The sequence below is a fragment of the Accumulibacter sp. genome (genome assembly GCF_029255285.1).
Lineage (GTDB): Bacteria > Pseudomonadota > Gammaproteobacteria > Burkholderiales > Rhodocyclaceae > Accumulibacter.
This window is the reverse complement of record NZ_JAPUVI010000097.1, coordinates 1-10,782: the sequence shown is the minus strand read 5'-3', so window position 1 is coordinate 10,782 and position 10,782 is coordinate 1. Positions and strand designations below refer to the sequence as shown.

General features: G+C 63.4%; 13 protein-coding genes. 2 read left to right on the top strand and 11 right to left on the bottom strand.

Annotated elements, in window-relative coordinates:
* The 3 genes from Q1M07_RS13900 to Q1M07_RS13890 form a co-directional block, all read right to left on the bottom strand.
* The coding region (locus Q1M07_RS13900) for a DUF499 domain-containing protein (RefSeq protein ID WP_300454510.1) at positions 1-860 on the bottom strand (860 nt) is incomplete at its 3' end.
* A gap of 434 nt (positions 861-1,294) precedes the next feature.
* Positions 1,295-1,858 carry a TlpA disulfide reductase family protein gene (locus Q1M07_RS13895; protein WP_300454509.1) on the bottom strand — a complete coding sequence of 188 codons (564 nt, stop codon included), beginning with the start codon at positions 1,856-1,858 and terminating at the stop codon, positions 1,295-1,297.
* On the bottom strand, positions 1,858-2,451 hold the full coding sequence (locus Q1M07_RS13890) for a hypothetical protein (protein ID WP_300454508.1): 594 nt from the start codon (positions 2,449-2,451) through the stop codon (positions 1,858-1,860). The genes Q1M07_RS13895 and Q1M07_RS13890 overlap by 1 nt, the downstream gene beginning before the upstream one ends.
* Before the next feature lie 107 nt (positions 2,452-2,558).
* Here Q1M07_RS13890 and mpl point away from each other — a divergent pair, with 107 nt between their 5' ends.
* Positions 2,559-3,977 carry a UDP-N-acetylmuramate:L-alanyl-gamma-D-glutamyl-meso-diaminopimelate ligase gene (mpl, locus tag Q1M07_RS13885; protein WP_300454507.1) on the top strand — a complete coding sequence of 473 codons (1,419 nt, stop codon included), beginning with the start codon at positions 2,559-2,561 and terminating at the stop codon, positions 3,975-3,977.
* On the opposite strand, the gene cyoE is transcribed toward mpl, so the two are convergent.
* From cyoE to Q1M07_RS13870, 3 genes are read right to left on the bottom strand one after another with little or no spacing between them, the layout of a single operon-like run.
* Entirely contained in the window at positions 3,922-4,818 is an 897-nt protein-coding gene (gene cyoE, locus Q1M07_RS13880; RefSeq protein WP_300454506.1) for a heme o synthase, read from the bottom strand. The two genes, mpl and cyoE, sit on opposite strands and share 56 nt — an antisense overlap.
* Before the next feature lie 7 nt (positions 4,819-4,825).
* Positions 4,826-5,428, bottom strand: coding sequence for a hypothetical protein (locus tag Q1M07_RS13875; protein WP_300454505.1), 603 nt, complete (start codon positions 5,426-5,428; stop codon positions 4,826-4,828).
* 10 nt (positions 5,429-5,438) lie between these two features.
* Positions 5,439-6,242 (bottom strand): SURF1 family protein, encoded by an 804-nt coding sequence (locus tag Q1M07_RS13870; RefSeq protein WP_300454504.1) that lies wholly within the window; start codon positions 6,240-6,242, stop codon positions 5,439-5,441.
* Between Q1M07_RS13870 and Q1M07_RS13865 the strand changes: the two genes are divergently transcribed.
* On the top strand, positions 6,241-6,441 hold the full coding sequence (locus Q1M07_RS13865) for a twin transmembrane helix small protein (RefSeq protein WP_300454503.1): 201 nt from the start codon (positions 6,241-6,243) through the stop codon (positions 6,439-6,441). The genes Q1M07_RS13870 and Q1M07_RS13865 overlap by 2 nt on opposite strands.
* Here the strand turns inward: Q1M07_RS13865 and Q1M07_RS13860 are convergent.
* The 5 genes from Q1M07_RS13860 to coxB all read right to left on the bottom strand — a co-directional run.
* On the bottom strand, positions 6,429-7,289 hold the full coding sequence (locus Q1M07_RS13860; RefSeq protein WP_300454502.1) for a cytochrome c oxidase subunit 3: 861 nt from the start codon (positions 7,287-7,289) through the stop codon (positions 6,429-6,431). The genes Q1M07_RS13865 and Q1M07_RS13860 overlap by 13 nt on opposite strands.
* A 3-nt stretch (positions 7,290-7,292) precedes the next feature.
* Entirely contained in the window at positions 7,293-7,901 is a 609-nt protein-coding gene (locus Q1M07_RS13855) for a cytochrome c oxidase assembly protein (RefSeq protein WP_300454512.1), read from the bottom strand.
* A 4-nt stretch (positions 7,902-7,905) separates the two neighbouring features.
* Positions 7,906-8,037, bottom strand: a complete 132-nt coding sequence (locus tag Q1M07_RS13850; protein ID WP_300454501.1) for a hypothetical protein — start codon at positions 8,035-8,037, stop codon at positions 7,906-7,908.
* Positions 8,038-8,060: 23 nt separating this feature from the next.
* On the bottom strand, positions 8,061-9,596 hold the full coding sequence (gene ctaD / locus Q1M07_RS13845) for a cytochrome c oxidase subunit I (RefSeq protein WP_300454511.1): 1,536 nt from the start codon (positions 9,594-9,596) through the stop codon (positions 8,061-8,063).
* Between the two features lie 95 nt (positions 9,597-9,691).
* Positions 9,692-10,782: cytochrome c oxidase subunit II (gene coxB / locus Q1M07_RS13840; RefSeq protein ID WP_300454500.1), on the bottom strand; the 1,091-nt coding region annotated here is incomplete at its 5' end.

Below are 10,782 nucleotides of genomic sequence, written 5' to 3'. Positions count from 1 at the left end.
TTGACGGTCTCGTCGTCCTCGGTGGGGTCGATCACCGTCGCCTTGCGGGCGGCGACGCTCTCGGCCTCGGCGAAGAAAGCGGCGATGTCCTGTGTCTCGCGGCTGTAGGCGTCGGCGGCCTTGCCGTCACGACCGACTGCGAGCGTGAAAACGAGCGCCGCATAGGGGGAGCTTTCCACCGCCTTCATCAGCGAAGTCATGAACGCCAGGAGCTGTTCTCCTGCTCGCTGGGCATTCCGGCCGGCCACCTTGCGCAGGTAGGGGGCGATCTCGTCGATCAGGATCACCGCCGGCTCGTTGCCGATCAGCTCGCGCAAGGTGTCGGCGCCCGGCGCGATTCCTTCGCGGTCACTCGCTTCGATCAGGCGATACCCGGCCTCACCACGCAGCGCATACGCCAGCTCCCCCCATGGCGTGTAGGCGCGCAGGATGTCGCCAAGCCGGTGCCCATTGGCCGGATCGGCATTTTCGCCATCAAAGGCGGCAATGCGCACAGGTGCCGAGGGGCGCAGGGAGGCGTCGAGAAACTCGTCGGCGTTCGCCACGCCGGAGAGGCCGCGCATGGCGTGCGCGAGAGCAATCAGGGCGTGCGTCTTGCCACCGCCAAACTGGGTGTCGAGACGAAAGATGGCGCCGATCTGGTCGGGATGGCCACTGACCCGAAGGGCAACCAGCTTGAGGACGTTCCTGATGCCCTTGGTGGGGTAGGTGTTGGCAAAGAACAGCTCCGGGCGCTTGTATTCGTCGGGAGCGTCGCCCCGCAACACCTGCGAGAGGTCCGCCGCAAAGTCGCTCTCCCGCAACGCCCCTTGCAGGACATCAGGTCGCGGCTCACAGATGGAGAACAGATTGTCGGTCATGGCGTGCCTGATTGTCTGTAGGTGCGTCAATGTATCAAGAAAATGTATCTGATGACATTCCTGGCGGAGGAAGGCGGTCATCTCCCGAGCAGGGTGGCTGCCCCGGCTACGGAATCGCCTAGCCGAAACCTCCACGTTTGTCTCGCCTTGGGCATGGCCGTTCGTGTCGCAATCACCCGCCGCGGAATCTCATGGTGACGATCCGCTCGCGCCTGTCCGTGCTGGACCCTGATTGGACATTCTTTCGCGGATCGATGAGCTGTCGTCGCTAGCTCCCGGGCCGCCTTGCTCGTCGAAACGTCCGCCGGCCAGGCTGGCTCGACCGGCAGGCGCCCCACGGCACCATGCCGCAGCCAATTCCCAGAGCACACCATTCCAGCGCGTGGATCCCCTACCTCAACGGCCGGAGTTCGCGGGAATCGGCAAGTGCTCCTTCAGCGAGAAGCCACGCCCTGCAGAACGCGTTCGAGTTCGTCCTCCGGCAGCAGACCGAGGTGCAGCAGTCGCAGCTCGCCGCTCGGACTGAGGACGATGGTGTGCGGCAGGGCGAGCTGCGGGTTTCCCAGGTCGCGCACGAGAACCCCGCCTTGCGTGCCGGCGATCAGCAGCGGGTAGCTGACCGGAAACTGTCGGCTGAAAGCCCGCACATCGTCGACCGCGTCGAGGGCGATGCCGACGAACTGCACGCCGCGTGCCGCGTAGCGTTCCTGAACGCGCGAGAAGCCCGGCATCTCGTCGCGGCAAGGGGGGCACCAAGTGGCCCAGAAATTGACCACCAGGGTCTTGCCACGCCATTCGGACAACTGCCTCGCCTGCCCGTCGATATCGTCGAAACGGCTGCCGAGGAGGCGGGCCACGGCGTTCTCGGAGACGATGGGCAAGGGCGCCTGACCCGTCCCGGCGGGCGGCGAGCGCGTGTAGATGCCTGCCAGCAGGCCAAGGGCCGCGGCCGCCAAAGCGGCCAGGACGAGGTGGCTTCTGTTCAGCGACGAAGCCATCAGCTTGCGGCCAACAGCCGAAGGACGACCTCGAGGCGCGCCCTTTCCTTCACCCGTCCATCGCGTGTCTTGAAGCTCACACGCTCATCGTCGCGCGGGTAGATGACCAGGTTGACGACGACGTCGTCGACCACAAGCGTCAGTACCGCCTCGGCGCGTTCGCTGCGCGGGCGGCTGTGCCGAAAGACGAGTCGTTCGTTGAGGAGAAAGATCTCGACGTCCTTGGCACTGTCGGCAAACAACTGGAGGTCGATTTCCGCGTGGCGACCGGCCGTGCCGTCGAGCGCCCGGCCGCTCAGATAGGGATTGAAGCGTTGCAGGGTCTGCATGATGCGCGCCGCCACGCGTAGCAGGCGAACGTTTCTTGCCTGCTGTTCCTCGTGCTGAAACAGACGTTGGTAGGTTCGCAGTTCGGCCTCGACCGCGCGGTCGTCGGGCATGGCGACGCTTTCCGGCAGGCCCAGCGTGCGAACCGCTTTCCGTTTGGCAAGCAGCAGGTCGCTCAGGCCATCCTCGGCGATCAGCCGCGCCGCCAGTCCGGCGATGCGACTCCGCTGCTGGGCGCTACGCTGGCGGTCCGGGCGGCTGCTCATCGAAGGGTCCAGAGGTGACGGCGTGATCGAGGATAGGTGGCGGGGGCTGGCGCAGGTACAATCGCGGATCGCGCGGCTGGGCCCTCAATTCTAACTTGGATTGTCACATGCACATTCACATCCTTGGTATCTGCGGAACTTTCATGGGCGGCTTGGCGCAACTGGCGCGCGCCGCCGGCCACCGGGTGACAGGTTGCGATAGTGCGGTCTACCCGCCGATGAGCCGGCAGCTGCAGGCCGCGGAGATCGAGCTGATCGAGGGCTACGACGCGGCGCAGACGGCTTTCGAACCCGATTGCTACCTCGTCGGCAACGCGATATCGCGCGGCAATCCGCTGCTCGAGGAGATCCTCGACCGGGGTTTGCCCTATCTTTCGGGCCCGCAATGGCTCGCCGAACACATCCTGCCCGGGCGCTGGGTGCTGGCTGTCGCGGGGACGCACGGCAAGACGACGACTGCGGCGATGCTGGCGTGGATTCTCGACCAGGCGGGCTTGAGCCCGGGCTTTCTGATTGGCGGCGTGCCGATCAACTTTGGTGTGTCGGCGCGCCTCACCGGCCACGACACAGCATCGCCTTTCTTCGTCATCGAAGCGGACGAATACGACACGGCCTTCTGCGACAAGCGATCGAAATTCGTGCACTACCGGCCACGGACCACCGTGATGAACAATCTGGAATTCGACCATGCCGATATATTTCCCGACCTGGCGGCCATCGAGACGCAGTTCCATCATCTCGTACGCACGCTGCCACGCCGTGGCCTGATTCTGTCGAATGCCACCGAAGCGAGCCTCGAGCGAGTTCTCGCCCGTGGCTGCTGGACGCCGGTCGAGCGCTTCAACGATCCGGCTGGCTGGCGAGCCGAGGGTACGGACGCCGATGGCTCGCTGCGCCTCCTGCAGGGTGACCAGGAAATCGGAGCCACGCGCTGGGGTCTGACCGGCGACCACAACCGCAGCAACGCGGTCGCCGCGCTGCTCGCCGCCAGGCACGCGGGTGTTCCGGTAGCGCGTGGCATGGCGGCGCTGTCACGCTTCGAGAACGTCAAGCGCCGCCTGGAACGGCGCGGCAGTACGGCGGGCGTCGAGGTGTATGACGACTTCGCGCACCATCCGACGGCCATCGCGGCGACGCTGGGCGGCCTACGGCGGCGGATCGGCAGCGGACGTATCCTGGCGGTCCTCGAACCTCGCTCGAACACGATGAAGTTGGGCGCCATGAAAGCGCTTCTGCCGTCATGCCTGGCGGAAGCCGACCTGGTTTTTTGTTACGCGGCGAATCTGGGCTGGGACGCCGCCGAAGCACTCGCCCCGCTCGGTGGGAAAGCGGCTGTCGAGGACGATCTCGACCGGCTCGTGCAGCGGGTCGCTGGCGCCGCGCGCGCCGGCGACCGGGTGTTGGTGATGAGCAACGGTGGCTTCGGCGGCATCCACGAGAAACTGCTGTCGGCGCTCGCGACCGCCGACGTCAGCGTAGAAAATGGTCGGCCAGCAGGGCAGCGAAGAGAAGCGTCAGATAGATGATCGAGTAGCGGAAGGTGAGTCTGGCCAGTTTGTCGCTGTAGTCGCGCCACAGAACGACGCTGTAGACCAGGAAAATCGCGTCGAGGATCAGCGCCGTGGCCAGATACCACGGCCCGCTCATGGCCAGGGTATAGGGCAGGATACTCGCGCCGCTCAGCATGACCACGTAAAGCAGGCTATGCAGACAAGTGAAGCGAATGCCGTGCGTCACCGGCAGCATCGGCAGTCCGGACTTGGCGTAGTCGGCGCAGCGGTAACACGCGAGCGCCCAGAAATGGGGTGGCGTCCAGATGAAGATGATGAGAAACAGGACCAGCGCCTCGGGGCCTACCTGACCGGTGATCGCTGCCCAACCGAGGAGCGGTGGCATGGCGCCGGAGGCCCCGCCGATGACGATGTTCATCGGTGTCGCCGGTTTCAGCAGGACCGTGTAGACCACGGCGTAGCCGAGGAAAGTGGCGAGCGTCAGCCACATCGTCAACGGATTGACGAAGGCATGCAGGATCCAGAGCCCCAGGCCGCCGACCAGGGTCGCCAGGGTCAGCGTCTCCATCGTCGACACCTCGCCACGCGCGGTCGGACGGGCGCGCGTGCGTGCCATCCGCGCATCGATCTGTTGCTCGATCAGGCAGTTGATCGCCGCGGCGGCGCCAGCCACGAGGGCGATTCCCAACGAAGCGGCGACAAACAGGGCGAACGGCGGAAACGATGGCGCCGCGAGGAACATCCCGATCATGGCCGTAAACACGATCAGGCTGTTGACCCGTGGCTTGCACAGCTCGAAGAATACCGCCAGGCGTTGGCCCGCCGAGCGACGGTGGCTGGAACTGATCACAGTCATGAGCGTCCTATCCGACCCACGAATACTTCAGCAGGCGCTCGAGGTCCCTAAGCATACCCTGCATGTCCGGCCTGTCCGGATAGCGCATCATCACATTGCCCAGCGGATCGACGAGGTAGAAGCGATGGGTGCGTCCGTCGAGAAGCTGGCGCCAGGGGTCGCCGGCGGGTGCCGAGTCCGGCGCCGCGAAGAGCAAGTCCGGATAGCTGCGCTGGACATCGGGAAGCGCCGGATCGGCACTCAGAACGGCGACGCTGCTGCCCAGCAGCAAGCGGCGCAAACGCAACATTTCCTTGTTTAGCGCCACCTGCACTTGGCGTATCTGGTGCAGGTCCTGCTGGCAGGTGGCAAGACAGGCCCCATCGCCGACCATCACCAGGGTCCATTTGCGGCGCAGTTCCTCGGTTGGCAGCGGCCGCCCGTCGAGACGCAGCAAGCCCTTCTCCGGCAGCGGCCGTGGCGGCTGGATCAGTTCGCCGTGGTTGGCCAGCTTGCTGGGACGCCATTCAAACCAGTACAGGGCGAAGGCCACCGCAAATGGCAGGGCCAGCAGTGCCGTCACGAGCAGCATCGTGCGCCGCCCGGCCGTGAGAAGCGCCGCCGTGCTCATCGCTTGCCGCTCACAATCGGCGCCGCAGGTTGACGAACAGCCAGATGATCAGCGTGGCAGCGGCAAAGCCCCACCACTGGAAGGCATAGCCGAGATGACGTTCGATCCGTTCGTCGGGACGTGGCCACTCGCGCACCAGGCCACCGGCCGACGGGTTATCGGCGGCAAGCTCGATGACGACCGCTTGCAGCGGCAGTCCGGTGGCTTTCTGGTAGCGCGACAGGTCGAGGTTCTGCCACACCACCTGCCAGGCGGAGTCGTCGGCCCTGGGCGAATCCGGCCCCAGGGTAAGGTAGCGGGTTCCCGGTACCATCGCTCGGCCGCTCACTTGCAAAACACCGGCCGGTGTCGCGACCTCCGGCCAGCGGCTGTGGTCGGCAAGCGCCGGGACCCAGCCGCGATTGACCAGCACGTGCGTATCGCTACCCTCGATCCGCAGGGGCGTCAACACATGATAGCCGGCCCGCTCGCGATGTATCCGGTTGTCGATCAGGATCTGGAACGCCGGTTCGTAGCTGCCGCGAACCACCACTTGACGATAGCGCAACGATTCCGGGTCGGCCGGCGTGGTGGGCATCTGTACCGCCGGCTCGGCATCGCGCGCGTCGCGCAGAGTTTGCCGAGCCTCCTTGACGCTTGCCTTGTTCCATTGCCACTGTCCGAAAGAAATGAACAACGGCACCAGCACGGCGACCAGCAGCGTCGTCCACCAGCGTGGCCGAAAGCTCAGACGGCTGCGCGCTGAGCCGGCTGCGGTTGCTTCAGGAGCGGCGCTGCGAGCATAATCGGCACTCCCTTCGCTGGAGCCAGCCATGTTCAAGCTCATTGTCATTCTCTTGCTGTTCGCTGTGGTGGGCAGCCTCTTTTCCGGGCTTTTCTTTCTTTACCGGGACCGCGGCGCAGGCGTCCGCACCGCTCAGGCGCTGACGCTGCGCATTGGTTTGTCGATCCTGATCTTCGCGCTGCTGATGATCGGCTTTCGCCTCGGCTGGATCCCCGGTTACAGCCAGTAGACGAGAACGAACAGTCCTAGCCAGACGACGTCGACGAAGTGCCAGTACCAGGCCACCCCTTCGAACGCGAAATGCCTCTGGGCAGTGAAGTGACCCTTCAGGCAACGCCCATAGACCACCATCAACATGATCGCCCCAAGAGTCACATGAAAGCCGTGAAACCCGGTGAGCATGAAAAAAGTCGCGCCATACACCCCCGAGCCGAGGGTTAGTCCAAGTTCGGTATAGGCATGGTGATACTCCCAGGCCTGAAAGCCAAGGAAGGTGACGCCCAGGATGATGGTCAGCAGCAGGCCAAGATTGAGTTGGCTGCGCTTGTTCTTGAGCAATCCCCAGTGTGCCCAGGTCAGGGTCGCACCGGAAGACAGCAGCAGGGCGGTGTTCAGCGCCGGGATGCCCCAGGCGCCCATCGGCGTGAAGCTGCTGCCTTTCGGGCCGGCCGACGGCCAGGTGGCGGTGAACTCCTTCCACAGCGAAAAGGCGGGGTCCATGCCGGCCAGAGCAGGTACCGAAATGTTGCGGACGTAGAACAGGGTGCCGAAGAAGGCCGCGAAGAAGGCGACTTCCGAAGCGATGAACCAGATCATCCCATAGCGAAACGACTTGTCCTCCCACTGGCTGTAGGCACCTCCTTCGTTCTCGCCGATGACCTTGCCGAACCAGTTATAGACCACGAACAAGATCACCGCGGTGCCGGCCATCATGATCCAGCTGCCGAGAGCGAAGGCGTTCATCTGCAGGATAAAGCCGAGCGCGAGCAGGAACATGCCGCCCGACAGGATGAACGGATAGGGGCTCGGTTGCGGAACGAAGTAGTGCTGTGCGTGTGGTGAAGTATGGGTGGTCATGCGTCACTCTCTTTCTTTGGGAGCTGTCTTCTGGCCATCGACATTGAAAAATGCATAGGACAGGGTCACGGTACGGATTTTTTCGTCGATCTCCGGCTTGACGATGAAGGTCAATGGCAATTCCTTCGTCTCGCCCGGTGCGAGGGTCTGTTGCGAAAAACAGAAGCAATCCAGTTTTTCGAAGTGCTGGGCGGCCTGGCCGGGCGACACGCTGGGCACGGCCTGCCCGACGATCGCCTTGTCCGAGCTGTTGTGGACCAGGAATCTGGCCTGATGCAGCTCACCCGGGTGCAGGTCGAGGCTGGTGGTGAGCGGGCGCATTTCCCATGGCAGGCCAGGCATCACGGTGCCGGTGAACTCGACCGTCACGGTACGGGCGAAGTCTATGCGGGACGGAGCGTCGCTGGCGCTGCTGATGCCGCCCACCCCCAGCTTGCCCTGCTGGCTGGTTTTTCCGTTGAAGCCGGTGGCGGCGCACAGGGCGTCGTAGAGCGGTACCAGAGCAAAAGCGAAGGCAAATGCTCCGGCGACGATGGCAAGCAGCTTGAGCACCAGCCCGCCGTTGCGGCGTGGCGGTAGCGTTGAGTCGATATCGGCAAGATCCGTTTCCATCTCGTTACGGCCGGTAGTAAATGAATCCGACGAGGTAGATCGCCAGCGCGACGGCACCGAGGATCCAGGCCAGCCGCCGGCTCATGGCACGGCGGCGGGCGAGTTCCTCGTCGGTGAAGCCGGGCGGCGAATCCATCTCGTCTTTCCCTTCGCTAGCGATCACTTGATCACCGGCTGGACTTCCCACGAATGGTGCGGCGGCGGCGACGAGAGATCCCACTCGAGGCCATCGGCGCCTTCCCACACCTTGTCCGTCGCCTTCTTGCCACCCTTGACGCACTTATAGACGTTGTAGGCGAAGATCAACTGCGAGAAACCGAGGATGAAGGCACCTACGGTCGAAATGGCGTTGAACTCGACGAATTGCAGGGCGTAATCCGGGATGCGACGCGGCATACCCGCCAGACCGAGGAAGAACTGAGGCATGAAGGTCAGGTTGAAGGAAATGACGGTCAACCAGAAATGCCACTTGCCGAGCGTCTCGCTGAACATGTGGCCGGTCCACTTGGGCAGCCAGTAGTAGACGCCCGTCATGACACCCATGATGCCGCCGGCGAACAGCGCGTAGTGGAAGTGCGCGACGACGAAGTAGCTGTGATGATACTGCGCGTCGGCCGCCACGTCAGCCAGCACGAGGCCGGTCAGGCCGGCCAGGCCAAAGAGGACGATGAAGCCCTGGGCAAAAAGCATCGGCGTCTCGAAGCTCATCGCCCCGCGCCACATGGTCGCCACCCAACAGAAGAATAGAACGGCCAGCGGCAGAGAAATGAACATCGTGCTGTACATGAAGTACAGCAAGGCGGGCACCGGCATGCCGGCGGTGAAGAAGTGGTGCGCCCAGACGACGACCGACAGGAGGCCGATGGCAATGAAGGAGTACACCTGCGCCTTGTAGCCGTAGATCGGCTTGCGTGAGAAGGTCCCGAGGACGTGCGGGATGAGACCCCAGATCGGCAGCAACAGGATATAGACCTCGGGATGGCCGAAGAACCAGAACAGATGCTGGAACAGAATGGGGTCACCGCCGCCAGCGGCATTGAAGAAATGGGTTCCGAAATGACGATCGGTAAGCAGCATGGTCACCGCGCCCGCCAGCACCGGAATTGTGGCAATCAGCAGAAAGGCCGTGATGAGCCAGCCCCAGGCAAACAGCGGCAGCTTCATCATCGTCATGCCCGGAGCGCGCAGGTTGAAGATGGTGACAATGATGTTGATCGAACCCAGGATCGACGAGATACCGAGAATGTGTATCGAGAAGATCGCGAAATCGACGCCCATACCGCCCTGCACCGACAGCGGGGCATACAGCGTCCAGCCAGTGGCCACGGCGCCGTCACCGACGCCGAACAAGGCGAGAATGAAGGGTAGCGTGAGCAGCGTTGCGGCCGGCGGCAGGAGCCAGAAGCCCCAGTTGTTGATGCGTGGCAGCGCCATGTCCGGCGCACCGATCATCAGCGGGATCTGCCAGTTGGCAAATCCGGTCGCCGCCGGCATCAGCGCGGCAAAAATCATCACCAGCGCGTGCACGCCGATCAACTGATTGAAGAACTCCGGCTGCATCAACTGCAGACCCGGCTGAAAAAGTTCAGCGCGCACGGCAAGAATCATCGCGCCGCCAATGAAGAACATGATGAGGGCGAAGGTCAGGTACATCGTTCCGATGTCCTTGTGGTTCGTCGTCGTCAACCAGCGCATAACTCCGCCCTGGTAGGGCGCCGCATGATGACCGTGGCTGGTGTCGTGCTCGAGAGAGGGTGCAGTGCTCATGGTAATCTCCTGATTCCTGGGCGTTAGCGCAGGGACTTGACCTGAGCCGGCTGGATCAGATCGCCCTTCTTGTTGCCGAAGCTGTTGCGCTCGTAGGTGATGACAGCGGCGAGTTCGGCGTCCGACAACGTGTTCTTGAAGGCCTGCATGGCCGTGCCGTCCTTGCCGTTGAGCACGCGGTCAACGTGGCTGTCCTTGAGCAGCTTACCCTCGGGCGAGAGCAGCGGACCGGTGACGAGCTTGCTGCCGGCCAGTGCCGGGAAGGCCGGCGCGAGCCCCTGACCTTCGGGTTGGTGGCAGACCGCGCACTGCTTTTCATAGACGTCTTTCCCGGTGGCCATCAGTTCTTCCTGGCTCCAGGTCTTGTCCGATCCGGCAGCCGCGGCGGCGAGCTTGGTCTTCTTCTCGTCCACCCAGGCCAGATACTCGGCCTCGGGTACAGCGCGCACGACGACCGGCATGAAGCCGTGATCCTTCCCGCAAAGTTCGGCGCACTGGCCACGGTATGTACCCGGCTCCTCGATCTTGACCCAGGTTTCACGCAGGAAACCCGGAATGGCGTCACGCTTGACGCCGAACTGGGGCACCCACCAGGTGTGAATGACATCGGTCGAAGTCAGCAGAATCCGCACCTTCTTGCCGACCGGCAAGACGACTTCATTGTCGACTTCCAGCAGGTAGTGCTCTCCCTTGGCCTCTTTGTTGGCCACTTGGTCACGCGGCGTGCTCATGGTACTGAGATACTTGATGCCGCTGTCCGGATACTCGTACTGCCATTTCCATTGCATGCCGGTCACCTTGAGCACCATGTCGGCCTTGGTCCGCGTGTCCTCCATGTCGATGACCGCATGGTAGGCCGGAATGCCCATCAGCACGTAGTCGATGAAAAGCAGGATGGCGAAGGGAACCAGGGTCCACAGCCATTGCACGGTTCCGGTCGGACCGGTAAACCGCGCCGCCTGATGCCCGACGCTCTTGCGATGCTTGACCATCGAATAGATCATGATGCCGAAAACCACGACGAACAGAATCGTGATGACGATCATGAAGTGATTGTGAATCTCGAGCGTGTCACGGGCGAGCGGCGTGACCGGCTTGGGGAAGTTCCAGCTGT

Bases quoted from the DNA above. Each gene is read 5' to 3' on its own strand.
- Q1M07_RS13875 (WP_300454505.1), bottom strand. From the start codon at position 5,428: ATGAGCACGGCGGCGCTTCTCACGGCCGGGCGGCGCACGATGCTGCTC.
- cyoE (WP_300454506.1), bottom strand. From the start codon at position 4,818: ATGACTGTGATCAGTTCCAGCCACCGTCGCTCGGCGGGCCAACGCCTG.
- Q1M07_RS13865 (WP_300454503.1), top strand. From the start codon at position 6,241: ATGTTCAAGCTCATTGTCATTCTCTTGCTGTTCGCTGTGGTGGGCAGC.
- Q1M07_RS13870 (WP_300454504.1), bottom strand. From the start codon at position 6,242: ATGGCTGGCTCCAGCGAAGGGAGTGCCGATTATGCTCGCAGCGCCGCT.
- Q1M07_RS13890 (WP_300454508.1), bottom strand. From the start codon at position 2,451: ATGAGCAGCCGCCCGGACCGCCAGCGTAGCGCCCAGCAGCGGAGTCGC.
- ctaD (WP_300454511.1), bottom strand. From the start codon at position 9,596: ATGCGCTGGTTGACGACGACGAACCACAAGGACATCGGAACGATGTAC.
- mpl (WP_300454507.1), top strand. From the start codon at position 2,559: ATGCACATTCACATCCTTGGTATCTGCGGAACTTTCATGGGCGGCTTG.
- Q1M07_RS13850 (WP_300454501.1), bottom strand. From the start codon at position 8,037: ATGGATTCGCCGCCCGGCTTCACCGACGAGGAACTCGCCCGCCGCCGT.
- Q1M07_RS13895 (WP_300454509.1), bottom strand. From the start codon at position 1,858: ATGGCTTCGTCGCTGAACAGAAGCCACCTCGTCCTGGCCGCTTTGGCG.
- Q1M07_RS13860 (WP_300454502.1), bottom strand. From the start codon at position 7,289: ATGACCACCCATACTTCACCACACGCACAGCACTACTTCGTTCCGCAA.
- Q1M07_RS13855 (WP_300454512.1), bottom strand. From the start codon at position 7,901: ATGGAAACGGATCTTGCCGATATCGACTCAACGCTACCGCCACGCCGC.